Source organism: Salinispora goodfellowii (genome assembly GCF_059570675.1).
The window spans coordinates 43740-62153 of sequence record NZ_JCANTD010000006.1 but is presented as its reverse complement, the minus strand read 5'-3'; the positions used below and the strand labels follow the sequence as shown (position 1 = coordinate 62153).

The 18414-nt window shown below is 69.2% G+C and carries 17 protein-coding genes and 1 pseudogene; 8 read left to right on the top strand and 10 right to left on the bottom strand.

Annotated features, from left to right (window positions below; translation table 11 throughout):
• Positions 1–70: 70 nt before the first annotated feature.
• Positions 71–1744, top strand: a complete 1674-nt coding sequence (kstD, locus tag T398_RS08980) for a 3-oxosteroid 1-dehydrogenase (RefSeq protein ID WP_496445870.1) — start codon at positions 71–73, stop codon at positions 1742–1744.
• Positions 1744–2574, top strand: coding sequence for an enoyl-CoA hydratase ChsH3 (gene chsH3, locus T398_RS08975; RefSeq protein WP_496445869.1), 831 nt, complete (start codon positions 1744–1746; stop codon positions 2572–2574). Before kstD ends, chsH3 begins: the two co-directional genes overlap by 1 nt.
• Before the next feature lie 3 nt (positions 2575–2577).
• Here the strand turns inward: chsH3 and T398_RS08970 are convergent, their stop codons facing one another.
• The 3 genes from T398_RS08970 to T398_RS08960 all read right to left on the bottom strand — a co-directional run bounded on the left by T398_RS08970 (position 2578) and on the right by T398_RS08960 (position 5300).
• Complete coding sequence (locus tag T398_RS08970) at positions 2578–3720, bottom strand: acyl-CoA dehydrogenase family protein (RefSeq protein WP_496445868.1); 1143 nt, start codon at positions 3718–3720, stop codon at positions 2578–2580.
• A complete protein-coding gene (locus tag T398_RS08965; protein ID WP_496445867.1) occupies positions 3701–4720 on the bottom strand; it encodes an acyl-CoA dehydrogenase family protein in 1020 nt (339 codons plus the stop codon). The genes T398_RS08970 and T398_RS08965 overlap by 20 nt, the downstream gene beginning before the upstream one ends.
• 148 nt (positions 4721–4868) lie before the next feature.
• Positions 4869–5300: a type II toxin-antitoxin system Rv0910 family toxin gene (locus T398_RS08960; RefSeq protein ID WP_496445866.1), complete on the bottom strand. Its 432-nt coding sequence runs from the start codon at positions 5298–5300 to the stop codon at positions 4869–4871.
• 233 nt (positions 5301–5533) lie between these two features.
• Between T398_RS08960 and T398_RS08955 the strand changes: the two genes are divergently transcribed.
• The 3 genes from T398_RS08955 to T398_RS08945 are packed head-to-tail and all read left to right on the top strand — an operon-like array spanning position 5534 to position 7037.
• Entirely contained in the window at positions 5534–5878 is a 345-nt protein-coding gene (locus T398_RS08955) for an ArsR/SmtB family transcription factor (RefSeq protein ID WP_496445865.1), read from the top strand.
• A complete protein-coding gene (locus T398_RS08950; RefSeq protein ID WP_496445864.1) occupies positions 5875–6372 on the top strand; it encodes an SRPBCC family protein in 498 nt (165 codons plus the stop codon). The genes T398_RS08955 and T398_RS08950 overlap by 4 nt, the downstream gene beginning before the upstream one ends.
• Positions 6372–7037 carry a dihydrofolate reductase family protein gene (locus T398_RS08945; protein WP_496445863.1) on the top strand — a complete coding sequence of 222 codons (666 nt, stop codon included), beginning with the start codon at positions 6372–6374 and terminating at the stop codon, positions 7035–7037. Before T398_RS08950 ends, T398_RS08945 begins: the two co-directional genes overlap by 1 nt.
• A gap of 47 nt (positions 7038–7084) precedes the next feature.
• On the opposite strand, the gene T398_RS08940 is transcribed toward T398_RS08945, so the two are convergent.
• Complete coding sequence (locus T398_RS08940; RefSeq protein WP_496446023.1) at positions 7085–9031, bottom strand: cellulase family glycosylhydrolase; 1947 nt, start codon at positions 9029–9031, stop codon at positions 7085–7087.
• Between the two features lie 216 nt (positions 9032–9247).
• On the opposite strand from T398_RS08940, the gene T398_RS08935 reads away from it, so the two are divergent.
• Complete coding sequence (locus T398_RS08935; protein ID WP_496445862.1) at positions 9248–9799, top strand: hypothetical protein; 552 nt, start codon at positions 9248–9250, stop codon at positions 9797–9799.
• A gap of 66 nt (positions 9800–9865) precedes the next feature.
• Here T398_RS08935 and T398_RS08930 read toward each other — a convergent pair whose 3' ends face one another.
• Positions 9866–12034, bottom strand: a complete 2169-nt coding sequence (locus T398_RS08930; RefSeq protein ID WP_496445861.1) for a carbohydrate-binding module family 20 domain-containing protein — start codon at positions 12032–12034, stop codon at positions 9866–9868.
• Positions 12035–12233: 199 nt separating this feature from the next.
• On the opposite strand from T398_RS08930, the gene T398_RS08925 reads away from it, so the two are divergent.
• Positions 12234–13115: a serine hydrolase domain-containing protein gene (locus T398_RS08925; protein WP_496445860.1), complete on the top strand. Its 882-nt coding sequence runs from the start codon at positions 12234–12236 to the stop codon at positions 13113–13115.
• A 25-nt stretch (positions 13116–13140) separates the two neighbouring features.
• Here T398_RS08925 and T398_RS08920 read toward each other — a convergent pair.
• Positions 13141–13296, bottom strand: a pseudogene (locus T398_RS08920) (DNA-binding response regulator); the annotation flags it as partial.
• Positions 13297–13543: 247 nt separating this feature from the next.
• Between T398_RS08920 and T398_RS08915 the strand changes: the two are divergent.
• Positions 13544–13939 carry a VOC family protein gene (locus T398_RS08915; protein ID WP_496445859.1) on the top strand — a complete coding sequence of 132 codons (396 nt, stop codon included), beginning with the start codon at positions 13544–13546 and terminating at the stop codon, positions 13937–13939.
• Here T398_RS08915 and T398_RS08910 read toward each other — a convergent pair.
• From T398_RS08910 to T398_RS08895, 4 genes are read right to left on the bottom strand one after another with little or no spacing between them, the layout of a single operon-like run.
• A complete protein-coding gene (locus T398_RS08910) occupies positions 13928–14593 on the bottom strand; it encodes a helix-turn-helix domain-containing protein (protein ID WP_496446022.1) in 666 nt (221 codons plus the stop codon). The genes T398_RS08915 and T398_RS08910 overlap by 12 nt on opposite strands.
• Positions 14594–14649: 56 nt before the next feature.
• Entirely contained in the window at positions 14650–15090 is a 441-nt protein-coding gene (locus T398_RS08905) for a cupin domain-containing protein (protein ID WP_496445858.1), read from the bottom strand.
• A gap of 44 nt (positions 15091–15134) precedes the next feature.
• Entirely contained in the window at positions 15135–17588 is a 2454-nt protein-coding gene (locus T398_RS08900) for an ABC transporter permease (RefSeq protein WP_496445857.1), read from the bottom strand.
• Positions 17585–18328 (bottom strand): ABC transporter ATP-binding protein, encoded by a 744-nt coding sequence (locus tag T398_RS08895; RefSeq protein ID WP_496445856.1) that lies wholly within the window; start codon positions 18326–18328, stop codon positions 17585–17587. Before T398_RS08895 ends, T398_RS08900 begins: the two co-directional genes overlap by 4 nt.
• Between the last annotated feature and the right edge of the window lie 86 nt (positions 18329–18414).

Sequence of the window (18414 nt, the reverse complement as noted above, 5' to 3'; positions counted from 1 at the left end):
GCGCCGACCACGAGGCAGACACCGTCCCCGACCGGTGGTGGCGAGCCGGATAAAACTATAACCTGTTCTCGTGTCGATACCGGAGCAAGAATTCGATGTTGTCGTCGTCGGCAGCGGCGGTGCCGGCATGGTCGCGGCACTCACCGCGGCGCACCGGGGCCTGAGCGCGGTCGTGCTGGAAAAGGCCGAGACATATGGCGGTTCCACCGCCCGCTCCGGCGGCGGGCTCTGGCTTCCCGGCAACGAGGTGCTGGCCCGGGCTGGGGTCGCCGACCGAGCAGAAGACGCGCGCACCTACCTGGCGTACGTCGCCGGCGCCGATGCCACCCCGGCCCGGCAAAACGCGTTCCTCGCCGCCGCACCGGAGGTGGTCGACTTCGTCCGCGATCACACCCCACTCGACTTCGCCTGGGTGCCCGGCTATCCGGACTACTACCCCGAGGCTCCCGGTGGGCTTCCGGGCGGGCGCAGCATCGAGCCGCTCCTGCTCGACACCCGGTTGGTCCGAGCTGACCTCGCGACGCTGGCCGCGCCCTACCAGGCGGTGCCGGAGGGGGTGGCGGTCACCCAGGTCGACTACCGATGGCTGTCGCTGGGCCTCCGACATCCGCGGGCGATCCGCACCGTGGTCCGGCTCGCCGCCCGCGGCCTGGGCGCCCGGATCCGGCGTCGGCAGCTGCTCACCATGGGCCAGGCGCTCGCCGCCGGGCTCCGCGCCGGCCTGCGCAACGCCGGCGTCCCGGTCCGGCTCAACACGCCGATGACCGACCTGCTCCTCGAACGGGGCCGGGTCACCGGGGTTACCGCCCAGCAGGCCGGCGCCCCGGTGCTGTTCCACGCCCGACGAGGTGTGCTGCTGGCCAGCGGCGGGTTTGAGCACAACCAGTCGATGCGCCAGAAGTACCAGGCGGGGATCGGCACGGAGTGGACCACTGGCGCGGCCGGCAACACGGGTGACGGCATCGAGGCGGGCGGACGGCTCGGCGCCGCCCTCGACCTGATGGACGAGGCATGGTGGGGGCCATCGATTCCGCTCCCCGGCGGGCCCTTTTTCTGCCTCGCCGAGCGCAACCAGCCCGGCTGCCTCATGGTTGATGCCAACGGCCGGCGCTTCGTCAACGAAGCGGCCCCCTACGTGGACGCGGTGCACGCCATGCTCAGCCCGGGGGTCGACCAACCGGCGTGGCTGGTGGCCGACCAAACCTACCGGGACCGCTACCTGTTCGGCGGCCGGGCCCCACGCTCCCACTTACCACGGCGCTGGTTCACCTCGGGGGCGGCGCACCGCGCCGACACCCTGGACGACCTGGCCAACCAGATCGGAGTGCCCGCCACCGCGTTGACTGGTACCGTGCTCCGGTTCAACGAGTTTGCGCAGCGCGGTCGGGACGACGACTTCCACCGCGGGGACTCAGCCTACGACCGCTACTACGGCGACCCGCGGCACCGGCCCAACCCGTGCCTGGGCGCCGTGGCCCGGCCCCCGTTCTACGCGTTCCGCATGGTCCCCGGTGACCTGGGCACCAAGGGCGGCCTGCGGACCGACGAACGGGCCCGGGTGCTGCGCCCGGACGGCACGGTCGTACCCGCGCTGTACGCGGCGGGCAACGTCAGCGCCTCGGTGATGGGGCGCAGCTACGCCGGCGCCGGTGCGACCCTCGGCCCGGCCCTCGTCTTCGGCTACCTGGCCGCACTCGACCTGGCCACGAAGGCCACCACCCCCACCCCCCGCCAGGAGGACTGATGCCCATCGACCCCGCCGTCGCCGTCGGCGCCGAACTTCCCGGCCGGGACCTAAGCTGGGACAGCACCGACGTCCTGCTGTACCACCTGGCCGTCGGCGCTGGCCCCGACGAGCTGTCCTACGTCTACGAGGGCGCGCTGCGTGGGGTCCTGCCCACCTTCGCCACGGTGACCGCCACCCTGCGGGACACCGAGCCGCCCACGCTGACCATGCCCGGCATCGACATCGATCTGGCCCAGGTTGTCCACGGTCGGCAGGAGCTCGAACTACACCAGCCGATCCCGGCAAAGGGCAGCTGTGCGGCCCGCTCGCGGATCGCCGCCGTGTACGACAAGGGCAGCGCGGCGGTCATCGTCACCGAGACCAGCACTGAGCTGTTCACCAGTCGGATCAGCATCTTCGTCAAGGGTGCGGGCGGGTTCGGCGGGGAACGGGGGCCGACCACGCGGGTTCCGGTGCCCGAACGGGCACCCGACGCGGTGGTGCTCTCCCCCACCGATGCGCGGCAGGCCCTCTGGTACCGGCTCTGCGGCGATCGCAACCCGCTGCACGTCGACCCGGCCTTCGCCGCCCACGCCGGGTTCCCCCGGCCGATCCTGCACGGGCTGTGCACGTACGGGATCGTGGCGAAGGCGGCGATCGACACCCTGCTCGACGGCGACCCGGAACGGGTGACCGGCTACCAGGCCCGCTTCGCGGGGGTCGTCTTTCCGGGCGAAACCCTGCGCACCGAGATCTGGCGGGAAGACGGTCAGCTGGTGCTGCGCGCCTCGGTTGCCGACCGGGACAACGCCCCGGCCCTCTCCGACGTGAACATCACCCTCCGCTGAGGACTAGCGCGGCACGCGAGGCAACCCGAGCCCCGCGGACGCAATCAGTTCCCGCTGGATCTCGTTGACCCCACCGCCGAAGGTGAGCACGAGGTTCCGCTTGGTCTGCACGTCAAGCCAGGTCAACAGCTCTGCCGTCGCCGGGTCGGCGGGGTCGCCGCGGCGCCACACTACCTCCTCCAGTTCCTGGCTGATCCGCAGCAGCCATTCCGACGAGAAGACCTTGGTGACCGAGGCGTCCGCCGCATTGGGTTCGTCCCCGGTCGCCGACCAGTTGAGCAGTTCGTTGATGCGCTGGCAGGCGGCGACGCGAGCGAGGACGCGTCGCACGTCCGGGGCTTCGAGCAGGCTCCTCGAGTACGCCCAGTCGTGCACCCGTTCGCCGAGGGCACCGAGCCGCCCGGCCGGGCCCAGCATCACCCGCTCGTGATTGAGCTGCGTGGTCAGCAGTCGCCAGCCGTCGTTCTCGGCACCCACGCGCCGGGCCACCGGCACCCGCACATCAGTCAGATAGACCGCGTTGACGTGGTGCGCCCCATCGCAGGTCATAATCGGCGTCCACGAATAGCCGGGGTGCGTCGTATCCACGATGAGGATGGAGAGGCCGTGGTGCCGGGACGCGTCCGGGTCGGTGCGACAGGCGAGCCAGAGATAGTCCGCCTCGTGCGCCCCGGTGGTGAAGGTCTTCTGACCGTTCACCACGTACGCGTCCCCGTCGCGTACCGCCCGGGTGCGCAGCGCGGCGAGGTCGGTGCCGGCCTCGGGCTCGGTGTAGCCGATCGCGAAGTGCAGCTCCCCGGCCAGAATGCGGGGCAGGAAGAACTCCTGCTGTTCGGGCGAGCCGTGGGCGAGCAGCGTCGGCGCCACGGTCTGCAGGGTGACCGCGGGCAGTGGAACGTCGGCGCGGGCTGCTTCGTTGACGAAGATCTGCTGCTCCACCGGGCCGAGCCCACCGCCGCCGAACCGGGTCGGGAAACCCAGGCCCAGCCAGCCGTCTCGGCCGAGTCTACGGATCAGTTCGCGGTAGACCATGCCGTGCCGCTCGCGCAGCAGGATGGCGCGCTCCGCTGGTGGCAACACCTCGGCGAGGTACGTGCGCAGCCGCGCCCGCAGGGCGTGCTGTTCCTCAGTCAAATCGATGAACACCTTGGGCTCCCAGTTGCTGCAGGCAGTACTCGGTGCCGCCAAGGTGCCGGACCAGGTCCCGGACCAGGGCGGTATGTCGGTGTAGCGGGTAGTCGGCGACCAGCCCCATCCCCCCGTGCAGGTGATGGCAGGTGCGCAACGCCGGCTGAGCGACGCTGCTCAGCCAGTACGCGCCGGTCCACCCGTCGGCGTCCTTGCCCACCTCGGCACTCCAACTGGCGGCGAGCGCGGCCAGATGCATCGTGCGAGCGGCGACGTACACATCGGCGATCTGCTGGGAGACCGCCTGGAACGTGGCCAGCGGGCGGCCGAACTGCTGCCGGTCTCGCACGTGGTCGGCGGTCAGCTGTAAGGCACCGGCCAGCGCGCCGTCGCCCAGCGCACAGGCTCCGGCGACTGCGAACCGGCGCAGTTCGACCTCGGCGTCGCCCAGTGGCTCCGCCGCGGCGCCCTCGAGCCGCAGCATGAACTCGTCGGCCCCGGCCGAGGTCGGGGTGCGCAGCAGCGTCACCCCCGGCGCGGTGGGATCAATCAGGGCAACTGTCGGCCCGCCCCCGCGTACTCGCACCGGGACCAGAACCCGGTAGGCCGCGTCAGCGTCCGGAACCGGACCGCAGGCCCCGGTGATCCGCCAGCCGTCGGTGACCGGCAGCGGCGTCCCCAGGGCAGCCGTCAGAACCCGTCCCTCGAGCACGCCCGACAGCAGCTCGCGTTGCTGCTCGGGAGTGCCCGCTCGGGCCACCGGGAGAACACCGAGCGACAGCGTGGACCAGGCGGGAACCCGGGCAGCGCGCCGCCCGATCTCGGTGAGCAGCACACCAATCGCCATCGCGCCCAATCCAGCACCGCCCAGCCTCTCCGGCACAGCGAGGCCGAGCAGGCCGGACTGACCGAGGGCCTTCCACAGGCGCTCCGGCGTGCCCTCGCTGTCGCTCAGCACCTCGTCGGCGAGATGAACAATCGACTGCTGGGCATCGTCGAGCTCAAAGTTCGGTCCCATTTTGCTATTAGAACACGTTTCAGTACAGCTCGACACCTGCCCTTTATCGATCACCAGAGGAAGCCCCCGAACACCAAAACCAGCCACGCCGTGGTCCGTTACCACAGAATTCACGGAAACAACGGCGTGGCTGGCCCCGGAAACGACCTCAGTCCAGCAACGCGACGAGCTTCGCCAACGCCTGCTGACACGCCGCGGTGGCCTGCTTCTGCAACATTCCGTCCATCGCGCCTTTCAACGCCGGGCCGGCAAACTCCATCCCGTAGGTGATGTGCGAGCCCCCGCCGCTCGACTCGACCGCGATCACCATCTTCGCCTTGACGCCCATCGGGCCGTCGCCCGCCTGCTCCAGGCGCCCCGGCTCCTCTGCCTTCGTCACCCGCCAGGCCATCTCGGCCGGCATGCCCATCAGCTTTACCCGCTGCTGATACGTAGTCCCCTCGCCGAGGGTTTCCGGCACCTCGCCGGCGAAGCCCTCGTGCATCGTGTTCCACTCCGGAACCCTCGGCAGGGCCACCACGAGCTTCCAGACCTGCGTCGGATCCGCCTTCGCGTCGGCCTCGACCGTCACTGCAGCCATCGTGACCTCCTCTTTGAGATGAATCTAGAACAGGTTATAACAGGGGAATTGATTCCACCAGGTTTGATCATGGCGGTACTCGAAACCCGAGGGCACCGAGTCCGCCACCACCGTCCACCGCCACCACCGCCATCGCCATCGCCACCGGCCATCGCCGCGATTGGAAGCCGCCCGACCAGGACACACCTTTCCGCCGGCTTGACGCATGCCGTTATAGGCATACTATGGCCGTCATGGCGCGAGCAGCGACGACATCGGACGCGTTCAACGCGATCGCGGAGCCGCAGCGTCGAGACATCCTCGGGCTGCTGCGGGCCGGTGAGTGGCCGGTGACCGATCTGGCCCAGGAACTGGGGATGAGCCAGCCGCAGGCCTCCAAGCATCTGCGGGTGCTCCGGGAGGTGGGGTTGGTGCGGGTCCGTGGGGTGGGCAGGCAGCGCCGCTACAGCCTGGACGCGGAAGGGCTGCGGCCGGTCCACGAGTGGATCGGCGGATTCGAACAGTTCTGGAACGAGAGTTTCGATCGACTGAACAGCTACGTCCAAGACCTCAAGCACGACAGGAGGAACGGCCAGTGACAGGGACAAGGCAAGACACGCAGCCGGCCACGACGGACCGGGAGATTGTCGTCTCCCGGCTCATCGACGCCCGGCAGGAGCTGGTATTTGAGGCGTTCACCGAGGTTGAGCACCTGTCCCGGTGGTGGGGCCCGGACGGGTTCACCACCACCACGTACGCCTTCGAGTTCCACGAAGGTGGAGTCTGGGACTTCGTGATGCACGGACCGGACGGGACCGACTACCCGCAGTGGATCATGTGGACCGAGATCGTCCTACCCAAGCGGATCACGCTGCTGCACGGTGCGTACCGCGATGACCCGAACAGCTTCGAATCGATCCTGGACTTCACGCCACACGGCGCCACGACCCAGATTGTCATGCGCAGCATCTTCCCCACCCGACAACTACGGGACCGGGTTGTGCTGGAGTACCGCGCGATCGAGCGCGGCGAGCAGACGCTGGGCAAACTGGCCTCCTACGCCGCCGAGATCGCCCGGAAGGGTGCCCGCTGATGCCGGGCAAGGTGTTTGTCAGCCTTTCCATGTCGCTCGACGGCTTCAGCGCGCCCGAGTCGATGGAAGGTCTCCACGCCACGCCCGAACAGCGAGAGCGGGACCCGCGGCTCGACTACTGGATGGCCCAGTGGATGGAGCTTCAGGGGTGGCTCTTCCCGCAGCGGTACTTCCGGGAACGGCTCCACCTGGGGGAAGGCGGCGAGGAGGGGGGTGACAACGACTTCGTCCGAGAGACGTTCGAACGTACCGGCGCGAACATCATGGGCAAGCGCATGTTCGACCTCGGCGAGCACGCGTGGCCGGAGGAAGCGCCCTTCCACGTCCCCGTGTACGTCCTCACCCACGAGCGGCGCTCCCCCTGGGAACGGCCCGGCGGGACCACGTTCCACTTCGTCAACGACGGCATTCAGCACGCGCTGGATCAGGCCCGCGAGGCCGCCGGCGAGCGGGATATCCGCATCTCCGGCGGCAGCGAGACGGCCCAGGCGTACCTCAACGCGGGCCTGGTCGACGAATTGTCGGTCTCGGTCGCACCGGTACTCTTCGGCGCCGGCACCCGCCTCTTCGAGGGTGTGGACGCGTCCCGGATCGCGCTGAAGCCAGTTCATTCGAAGTCGTCGGCACGGGTGACCCACCTGACCTACACGGTGCACCCACGATAGCCGCGCCATTTCTCCCTTCTGGCGACCCGGTTCACCCGGGGTCAGGGTCAGTGGGCGGTGCAGGTCGGCCCGGCCGGCGCGGCGCCCGGACCGGTGCCGGTGAAGCCGAACGTGGTGCTGCTCCCGGCCGCCAGCTGACCGTTGTACGACTCGTTGCGCACCACATTCGCACCATCGGTGACCGTCCACCGGCCGTTCCACAGCGAGGTGACCGCGGTCCCGCCCGGGTCGGTCCAGGTGACCTGCCAGCCGGCGATGGCTGCGGTGCCGGTGTTCTCCACGGTGACCTCACCCTGGAAGCCTCCCGGCCACGTACTCGTCAACAGGTACGTGGCGCTACAGCCGCTATCTCCACCACCACCGCCGGGTGGGGTGGTGACGGTACGGGCCGGGGAGGCGGCGGAGACGTTTCCCGCCGCGTCCCGGGCCCGTACGGTGAAGGTGTATTCGGTCTCGGCCGCCAGGTCGGTCACCTGATGGGTGGTGCCGGCGACAGTAGCGACCGTGCTCGGCGGACCGCCGGCGGTCGCGCTCCGCACCTCGTACCCGACGACCCCGACGTTGTCGGTGGCGGCGTCCCAGGTCAGGGTGACCGTGGTGGCGGTCAGGTCACTGGCCACGGGACGCCCCGGGGCGGTCGGCGCGACAGTGTCGTTCCCGCCGCCGGCGTAGCGCTCGGTGAGGCTGATGCCGGTGGTCGAGGCGTCGCCACCGAGCCGTACCTGGTGATCCAGGCTGACGAACTTGCCGTTGTACTGCCAGAGCGCCGGCTTGAGCACCTGTTCGTACTTGACCTCGTCCCAGGTCTGCCAGTCGTGTTGCAGCAGGCCGCCGGTGTCGCCGGAGTTCGGGTTCAGGCACCAGAAGGTGTGGTGGATCCGCTGCTCGGCCATCAGGTCCCGCAACGCCTTCAGCCACCTGTCCTGCCGTTCGTCCTGCCCGAACCGGCCACCCCACTCGCCGACCAGCAGCGGCGCGGTGTCCTCCTCGTGGAGGTAGAGCCAGTTTGGTCGCCACACGTCGTTGGTCAACGTGGTCTTGTCGAAGTCCTTCTGGAACCACGGCTGCTCGTGCACCAGTGGCCCGTAGTCGTGCGGCGAATAGACCAACTGGTCCTGGTGGGCGCCCAGATTGATCGGGTGGTCCTTCACCCCCCGCAGGTTGCCGCCCCACCAGTTGTAGTGGTAGTTGGGGCTCTGGTCCGGGTCGGTGTTGGGTGAGTCCCAGCTCTCCCCCGGGCGTGGGTAGACCTCGATGCCCTCGCAGAGAATCAGCACGTTCGGGTTGATCGCGAGGATTCGATTGCCCGCCGTCTCGCAGGCGTGTTTGAAGTTGTCGGTGTCGCTGGTGCTGTCCCACTTGGCCCGGGGCGGGTTGTCCGGGGTGCCGTGCGGCTCGTTCTGGATGTCCATCGCGACGATGGTGTCGTTGTGCTGGTACCGCGCGGCGACCCACTCCCAGCCCTGGTAGAACAGCTCCGGGGTAGTCTCCCCCTTGTACCACATCGGGTAGAAGTGGCCGGAGTTGTCAGCCTCAGCACTGTGCACGTCGAGCATGACCTTCAGCCCGTACTCCTCGCATAGGGCCAGCCAATAGTCGAAGATCTGCAGGTTGTCCAGGCCGATCAACTCCGGGTTGACCGACAGGTTCACGTTCGGCAGCACCGTCTGGCCGGCCTTCCACTCCAGCAGCAGCTCCGTGGAGATCGGCACCCGTACGATGTTGATTCCGCGCTCGGCCATCTGCCGCGTGATGATCTCGATGTTGCCGGCCCAGAGGCCGTGGAAGACCCGTTCGGTGGCGTTGTAGCCGAACCAGTTCGCGCCGGTCAACCACACCTGGTTGCCCGCCTCGTCCACGATCTTGTTGCCGTCGGCGTGCAGCCAGTCGGCCGCTGGCGGAGCCGAGACGACCCGCACCTCCGGCTGGGGTGCGGTGGTGGCGAACGCGGCCGGGGCGGCGGCCGTCAGCCCGAGAGCTACGCAGGCCGCCACCGCGGCAGCCGGCAATCTTGATTTCAGGGACACGGAAGCTCCTAGTGGTAGTGGTGGTGGACATTTGGGAGCGCTTCCAGCAATAGATTAAGCTGATTGCCGACGTAACGGAAGGGCAAACTTTCCGTAATCGCTGCTTAACGGGTATGGCGTAGCGACCGATCGCTCGACCGGGATGCGGGGCGTATGGCACGCCGGCACCGGGTAGCCCGGGGCATGGCGCGGTACACCGATCCGAAGCTACGAAGAAAGCTCAAAGACGAGATCAATGCCTCCGACAAGGGCGCCCGACCCGGACAGTGGTCGGCTCGAAAGTCGCAACTGCTGGTCAAGGAGTACGAACGGCAGGGCGGGGGCTACCAGGGGCCACGAGACGAACGGCAGCGATCCCGGCGGCAGTGGGGCCGCGAGAAGTGGCAAACCCGAGAGGGCGGCACCCGGGCGCGCCAGGACGGCGAGACGAAGCGCTACCTGCCCGAACGCGGGTGGAAGGAACTCCCCGAAAAGGAACGCCGCGCCACCGACACCAAGAAACGAACGGCGTCGAGGAGCGGCCGGCAGTACGTGGCCAACACCGGGCCGGCCAGCCGTACCCGCCGCGACACCACGTCGGTCGACCGGCTACTCGACCTGCGGGTCCCCGACGCGGCGAAACGGCTGACCGGGCTCGACACCCGCCAACTCCGGTCGGCGCTACGGCGCGAACGCGCCGGCAAGAGCCGAAAGACACTGGTCCGCCGAATCGAGGCGGAACTCGCGCGCAGATAGGGTGCCCACCCTCCCAGCACCAGGGCCCACCCGCGGAGGTCACTCCGCGGGTGGGCCCTGCTGCGGCTAGCGCCAGGTGTCGGTGTTGGCGCGGGTCCCGGTGGCCGGGGTGGTGAAGCTCCGGTTCGACTGGGACTCCCAGGTCACCGAACCGTCCGGATTTTTCTTCACATACTTGTACTCGATGTGGGTGTTCGGCGGCAGGTCGACGGTCGCCCGCCAGACCGGGTAGTCGGCCGCAGAGAGCGCGATGGCGTTGTCCGGATTCCAGCTGCCCAGTTCCGTGACATTGCCGACCACAAAGACGTTCTGCCCGAAGTAGGTGTAGACAGTGGCGTGGAACGAGCTGGGGATCGCCGGGGCGGGGATCGAGTCGCCCCGGAAGGTCTCGGTCAGCGCGTACGTCCCGGAGGCGGGGGTGGTGAAGCTCCGGTTCTCGCCGGACTCCCAGGTCACGTCTCCCCCACCGGTCACCTTGATGAACTTGTACTCGACCGCGGTGGACGGGGGCAGGTCGATCGTCCCACGGTAGGTGTTCGGACCCTGCGGGGTCAGCCGCACCGCGGCGGCCGGGGCCCAGGAGCCGAGTTCGGAGACGCTACCGACGGCGTAGACCTCCTGATCGGCGCTGGGGATCGCACTGACCGTGAAGGTCGTGGCGATCTCGTCGGTAGGGTCACCGGTGGGGCTGACCGTCGGCGACGGCGTCGCGCCGGGGCGGGCGTTGACGTGGATGGCGACAGCGTTGTTCGCCGGGATACTCACGGTGGCCTGACCGCCGGTGACACTCACGGTAGCGCCGGTGCAGCCACTACCTTCGGCCGCGCCGGAGATGACATCGCAGTAGTCGCCGTCAGTGAGGCCGGTGGCGAAGGTGGCGGTGGCGGTGCCACCGGAGTCGTTGATGCCGATCCAGGCCCGATCGCCCCGGTGAAAGCCGATCACGTTGTCGTTGACCGCGGTGAAGTCGGCGACGCTCTGGACCGAACGCGCCGCGTTGGCCCAGCCCACCATGCCCTTGACGCCGGTGCTCTGGCTCAGGCAGTTCCAGGCGCCGCCGCAGACCGTGTCGGTGACATACCCGCCGCCGTTGTGTGGCGGGGACTGATTCCGATTCGACCAGGTGAAGCTGTCGAAGACCGACGGCTTGCCGTGCGGGTAGGCCAACGCGAAGTAGTTGGCGAGCACGTAGTCGGTGCCGTCCTTGTACGACAGCACCACCCCGTCGCGCTCCAGGTCGTGATTGGTGACCATCGAGAAGACGTTGGCACTCAGCGCGTCGAGGTTCCAGTTCGGAATATTGCCCAACGTCGCGATCGAGCCTTGGAAGGCGGAGCGAATACCCTTGGCGTACGCGAAGTCGAGCACGTCGCCGTTGCCGATGAACGCCCGGGCCTGGAGGTCAGGGTTGTTGGCCCCGTCGAAGATCTCCTGGGCGACGTAGGGGCGCCGCCCCTCCGCGACGGTGTCGTCCAGCCGGCTGAGGATCGCCGCGAAGTCGTCCTTGCGGATGTGCTTGACCGCGTCCACCCGGAAACCGTCGACGCCGAGGCCGATCAGGTCGTTCAGGTACCCCGCGATCGTGTCTCGGACGTACTCCTTCTCGGTGTAGAGATCGGCCAGGGAGAGCAGCTCACAGCTGGTCACCTGGGCTACGTTGTCCCAGTCGTTGATGGAGCCGTCGGTCGGGCAGTTGTCGCCCGGACGGTGAAAGTCGCCGCCGCCGTAGGGAACCGCGGGGTAGCTGTGGCCGGAGAACTCGGTGCCGGCGTAGCCGCGCGTCCCCGCCGGGTTGTTGGTGCCGGCCATGTGGTTGACGATCGCATCCACATAGACCCGCACGCCCGCGTCGTGGCAGGTGGTGACCATGCCGGCGAACTGCTCCCGGCTACCGAACCGGCTCTCCAGCTGGTACGAGACCGGCTGGTAGACCTCGTACCAGGGGTGCACCCCGTCGGCACTGTTGGGTAGGTACACCGACTCCTGTGGCGGGGCCACCTGCACCGCGCCGTAGCCGGCGGGGCCGAGGTGGTCGGTGCAGGCGGTGGCGACCGAGTTCCAGTTCCACTGCCACAGGTTGGCGGTCACCTCGCTGTCGTTGAGCACGACAGCGGCGCGGGCGGAGCTGGCGGTGGTCGCGGCGGTGACGACCGCGGTGCCGCCCACCGCGACCAGCGCGGCGGCGAGCACCAGACGGCCGGTGCGGCCAACTGGATGTGGTCTCGCGGTTTCCATGACGGGACCTCTCGTGCGAAGGGGTGCTCGGCAAGGGCGGACGGCCATCCGGTAGCGAACACGATGCGGCATCCATGAAAGATGCTGCAAGAGTTTTCGGAAACATTCTCGAAACTTCCCTGTTCGCCGTCACCCCGACCAGGACTGAGCGCCCGCGGCACCCCGGCGGGACGGCCCCGGTGCCGCTATGGTGGGGCCGATGACCCAAGTTGACATAGTGGTCCAACAGGGCGACGAGATAGTCGTCGCCGAGTCCACTGCGGTCCGCTTCCAGCTGGCCTCGGTCAGCAAGCAGTTCACCGCCGCCTCGGTACTCCTGCTGGTCGAAGAGGGCACGCTGCTCCTCGAGGATCCGATCAGCCGCTGGGTCGACGGCTGCCCGGAGCAGTGGCGGGACATCACGCTGCACCACCTGCTCAGCCACACCTCCGGCCTCGGCCACTGGGAGGACTACCCCATGATCGATCTGGCGCAGCGGGTTGAGCCGAGCGAACTACTGAAAACCTTTCACTCCGTGCCGCTGCAACACGCACCCGGGCAGGGCTGGAGATACAGCAGCCCGGCGTACGTGCTGTTGGCGCAGATCGTCCAACGGTCCGCCGACACGCCCTACCGAGCCTTCCTGGCGGACCGCATCTTCGACCGCCTCGGCCTGACCCAGACCTTCGCCGGAATGCCCACGACACAGCCGAACCTGGCGCTCGGCCACGACGCCGACGGCCAGCCCTTGCCGACCTGGGAGCTGGACGTGGTCGGCATGGGGACCGGTGACGTGTGGTCAACCGCCAACGACATGCTGACCTGGCTCGACGCCCTCCAGAGCGGCCGGCTGCTGAGCGAGCCCTACCGCACGCTGATGCTGACCGAACGGGCTCAGACCGGCAAGGGTCCGGAGGAGAGTGGCTACGGCTACGGCGTCTTCCTGGGCGAGCTCCACAACCGACGGTGGTGGCACCACAGCGGCCACAACGCGGGCTACAAGACGTTCGTCGGGAACATTCCAGAACTGAACCGGCGGTTCGTGGTGCTCAGCAACACCGAGGCGACCACCCCCAGCGTCCTGGAGCCACTACTCGCCTAGCGGCGGGCCGGCGAGAGATTCGTCCCTACGAGGCGTGCGGCGAGCCCGTGCGTAGGTAGGTGAGGACAGCCAACACTCGGCGATTGGTGTCGTCACTGGGCGGCAGCTCAAGCTTGGTAAGGATGTTGCTGACGTGCTTGCCGATCGCCGCCTCGGTAATGAAGAGCTTCCCGGCGATCGCCGGGCCGGCGAAGCGCCGCTGCCAGGTGCAGGGGTCTGTCCAAGGTCATACGGCAACGCTAGTCAGGCCAGGAAGGTCGAGCCAGCTGCGTAGATGTACTGCTCGGGTATGCCCAGCACTACCTCAGGGTGACGTACTGCGGCGCAGTGAGGCGTGGTGCCCGGGGGGGGTCCGCCCGGACCAGGAACCCCGGGGCCCGTCCGATTCGTTCAAGACTGGGACACGAACCGCTCGTACCGTCGAGGTCATGGCACCAACCTTCAACGCGATCGGCCTCGCGGTGGCCGACATGGCAGCATCGCTATCCTTCTACCGCCGACTCGGCCTGCCGTTTCCGGCCGGCGCGGAGGACGAATCGCACGTCGAGGTGACCGTTTCCGGCGGGATCCGGCTCATGTGGGACACTCACGCCTCGCTGCGGTCGTTCGACCCGGACTATCGACCCGGGCCGCCCTCCGGCGGCTGGGCCTTTCGCTGCGCGGACCCATCCGAGGTGGCGAAGCTTCACGCCGACCTCGTCGCCGCTGGGTACCCGTCGGTCCAGGAGCCCTGGGACGCACCGTGGGGACAACGCTATGCACAGGTGCGTGACCCGGACGGCAACGTGGTGGACCTCTTCGCCCAGATCACGTCACCGAAGTAGCGCGGTGAGCGGCACCCCGGCCAACGCCCGTACCTCGCGGGCGAGGTGGGCCTGGTCGGCGTAGCCCGTCTCGGTTGCTACCGACGCGAAGGGCTGGCCGGTCCGCGCCAGCGCGACGGCCTGCTGCATTCGCAGAATCCGGTGCAGGGTTTTCGGCCCGTAGCCGAACGCGGCATTGCTGCGCCGCTGTAACTGCCGGGAGCTGAGGCCGCAGCGCGCCGCGACCACGCCAACGGACATTCCGGCCCGCGCGGCACCGACCAGGGCGACCAACACGCGGTCGGTGCCGCGCCAGCGACGGCGCGCCGCGGTCGTCAAGGCGACGAGCGGATCCTCCGCCTCGGCGATAGCGCGGACGGGCGCCGCCGGCCACATTGCCTCCAACGGCACCTGCCGATCGACCACCTCGCTTGCGGGTACGCCCAGCACGCCAGGTCCGGTCCCGGCGCCGAACCGCAGCGCGGCGTAGCGACTGCCCGGCGCGGAGGACGCCACCCGGGCGGTCGTGTCCGGCCCGGCGACAAAGACCGCACCGTCCTGCCAGATCAGGTCGAGGCAGCCATCGGGCAGCACCCGCGGCGGAGCGCCACCAGGTACCGTGACGCTCCGCCAGGCGACGACGAACGGCAGCGGCGAAGCCCACTCTTCGTACACGCCGGTGATTCTCCTCCGCAGGTACGACACGGCGGCACTCGCTCCCCCGGGGAGACCTACTCCAGCTTGAAGTCAGCGAAGTCGAACCCGGGCGCCACCACACAGCTGACCAGGACCGGCTGGTCACCCGCTGGGCTCGCTGCCTGCCACGTCCCGCCCGGAATCAGCACCTGCGGACGCTGCCCGGCGGAGACATCCGCGCCGAGAGTCACGTCCCTGGACTCGTCCGCCGGCTGCTCGCCAGAGCCGCCGAACCGCAGCGTCAGCGGACTGCCCGAGTGCCACAACCACAGCTCGTCCGAGCGCACCACATGCCACCGGGAGCACTCACCGGGGTGCAGCACAAAATAGATGGCCGTAGCCGCGCTACGGCTCCCGTCGTACCCGGCGGGACGCAGTGTCTGCGTCGAGCGCCACGTCTCTCGGAACCAGCCGCCCTCCGGGTGGGGTGCGAGGTCGAGCAGCGCAATCAACTCCGACCGCTGCACATCCGGCACGCGAAACTCCTCTCGCTGAAGTGATGGTGTCGCCCAAGACGAACCTAGCGTGTCCAGTTCTGCGCCGGGGAGATCCGCGCCGCCCGCTGTGCCGGCGCGATACTGGCCAGCACCCCGGTCACCACCGCTGCGGCCAGCAGCAGAGCCAGCTGCAACCAGGGCAACGCAATGACCGGTGTGGCCGTCGGACGCACGGTGGCGATCGCACCGACCAGGCCCACCGGCACGCCGATCACAAGGCCGGTGACAGCGCCGATCACGGTGATGGCCACCGCCTCGATGGCGAGCATTGCCCGTAGGCGCCCGCGCCGGGTGCCGAGCGCCCGCAACAGAACCAGCTCCGGCGTACGTTCGACGACCGACAGGCCCAGCAGGTTCGCCACGCCGAGCAGCGAGATGATCACGGTTACGCCGAGCATCGCGAGTGCCAGCCCGAGCAGGAGTGCGAGGACCTCGGCGAGGTCACCCCCCTCGGTGATGCCACCGCCTAACTCCACCTCCAGATCACCGGCGGTGACCGCATGCACCCGGTCGGCCAGCGCGGCCCGATCGACGTCGGGATTCGCCACCGCCCAGATCGTGGTGGGGACCGTCGGGACGCCCTGTGCTGCGAGCGCGTCGGCGGAGGTCACCCCGAGGAACTGCCCCGTGGTATCGGCCAGCCGGGAGGTGCGGACGACAAAGCTCAAGTTCCGGTCGCCGACACCGACGCTCACCGGGCTGCCCTCCAGTAGGCCGCGAGCGGTTAGGTACGCCTCGGGTACGAGGAGGACCGGCGCTTCGGTCGGTGCGGCGAGTTCGGGCGCCAGCTGGTCGGCCAGGCTGGCGGGCAGGGCGGCGATTCGAGTCGGGGTGGCCTTGCCAGCGTCGGAGAACCGGGCGTTTACCGTGCCCACGGTGGCCGAGGCGGTCAGCTCGGGTACCGCGGCGAGCGCCCGAACCGTGGCACCGTCAACAGGGCCACCTTCGGTGTGGGCGCTTACGGCCACCGGGTAGCGGGCCGCCAGGTCCGCCTCCACCGTGGCCTGTCCGGTTCTGGCCGCCACGGTCAGGCAGGCGATCAGAGCCGCGCCGACCACCACGGCCATCGCCGCCGTGGCGGTCCGCCGGGCGTTCCGGTTCAGGTTGCTCCCGGCCAGGCCAGCGGCGACGCCGAACCGCTCCGACATTCGGGCGATCGGCCGCAGCAGCAGCGCGATCAGCGGGGGCAGGATGAGCAACAGGCCGGCCGCCAACAACAGGCCACCGGCGAGGGCCAGCGGCAGCGAGCCGCCGGCCCCCGCCACGGCCAGCACCGCGACCGCACCGAGCGTGACCACCACGCCGGCGACCAGGCGGCGCGGAGCGCGGACCGCAGCGAGCGGCGCCTCGGGAAGCTCCCCGAGCGCCCGGACCGGCGCGACGCCCGCAACGCGTCGGGTTGGCAACCCGACGGCGAAGAGCGTGGCCATGATCCCGACCAACACGCTGCCGGCCAGCGACAGCGGGTGCACCCGTAGGCCACCACCGCTGATGCCGAGCAGGTCGGCGCCGAGGTAGCCGACCGCGACACCCGCCGCCGCACCCATGACGGCGCCGATCGTGCCCACGATGGCGGCCTCAGCCAGCAGTATCCGGCTGACCTGACTTCGGTGCCCGCCGACGAGCCGCAGCAGGGCAGTCTGACGAACCCGTTGGGCGGCCACCACCTGGAAGGTGTTGGCGATGACCAGGATGGCGGCCAGCAGGGCCACCGCGACGAGGGCGAGCATCAACACGATCAGCTGGGTACTCCCCCCGACGAGGCGCGCGGCGGCCTCGTCCGCCGCGACGGAAGCACTCACCGCCGACGCGCCCGACGGCAGGATGCGATCAATCAAGTCGATAGTGGCCTCGAGCCGGTTCGGGTCGTCGGTCGTGACCAGGGCGGCGCGCGGCACATCGTCGGCGAAGTAGGCCGGGTCGGCGTAGAAGCGGAATGACGCACCGGCCAACGGACGGAACCCCAGGTCGGTCGAGCCCGTCACGGTGACGGTGACCGCCGGCCGGTCGCCCTGCCGGAAGGTCACTGGGTCGCCGACGCCCGCCCCCAGCTCGTCAAGGGTCCGCTGGTCCGCGACGACCTGCTGGGGCCCAGTAGGCCACGAGCCACGGTCCAGGTCGAACCAGCGGACCGCGGTGGTGGCGGCGATACTCTGCACGGTTGCCGAACCGCGTCGCTCGCCACTGACGACGCTGACCGTTCGCGCGAACTGCGGATCGACCGTGCGGACGTGCGGGACCTCCGCCACCGTTCGGTACCAACTCGGTTCGGACGCCGAGTCCGCCGCAGCGATGACGATGTCGGCCATGGTGAGCGGCGCCGCCGCGGTGCGGCGTAGCCCTTCGCTGGCGGTGGCGGCGAAGGTGGCGGTGGCGGCGAGGAACCCCGTCGCCAGCAGAACCGCGGCGATGATTGCCAGAAACCGGGTCGGGTGGGTACGGACCTGCGCCCAGGCCAGTGCGACGATCACGCTCATGCCGTCACCGCGGCCAGCGAGGCGAGGATGGTGTCCCGAGTGGGCTGACGCAGCTCGTCGCGGATACGGCCGTCGGCCATCACCAGGGCCCGGTCGGCATGGGCCGCGGCGCCGGGGTCGTGCGTCACCATAATGATCGTCTGCCCGTACCGCCGTGCCGCGTCCCGCAGGCCGACCAGCAGGGCCCGCCCGGTGGCGATATCCAGCGCACCGGTCGGTTCGTCGGCGAACACGACACTGGGCTGGGCCAACAGGGCCCGGGCTACCGCGACGCGCTGCTGCTCGCCCCCGGACAGCTCGGTCGGGCGGTGCTCCAGCCGGTCGCCGATCCGCAGCCGGTCGCTGATGATCCGCAACCGCACCGGATCAACCGACCGGCCGGCGAGCCGCAGCGGAAGCGCGATGTTCTGCCGAGCGGTCAGCGTGGGCAGCAGGTTGAACGCCTGGAAGATGAAGCCGATCCGATCTCGCCGCAGATCGGTCAGCGCGCGGTCGTCCAGCCCCGCCAACGGCGTGCCGGCCACGCAGACCGAGCCCTCGGTGGGGGTGTCCAATCCGGCCAGCAGCTGCATCAACGTGGTCTTTCCAGAGCCGGAGGGGCCCATGATGGCAGTGAACTCGCCGACGGCGAAGTTGGCGGAAACCCCGTCCACCGCCCGGATTGCGGACTCTCCGGCACCGTACGTCTTGTAGACGTCTCGGCAGCTGACCAGGTCGGCACACGCCGTCTGCATCTCCATCTCACCGACGGTAGGCAGGCTCCCGGTCGGGCACATCCGTCCGGGGCATCGCCTCTCGCTCGCAGACCGATACCTTGGTATCGAGG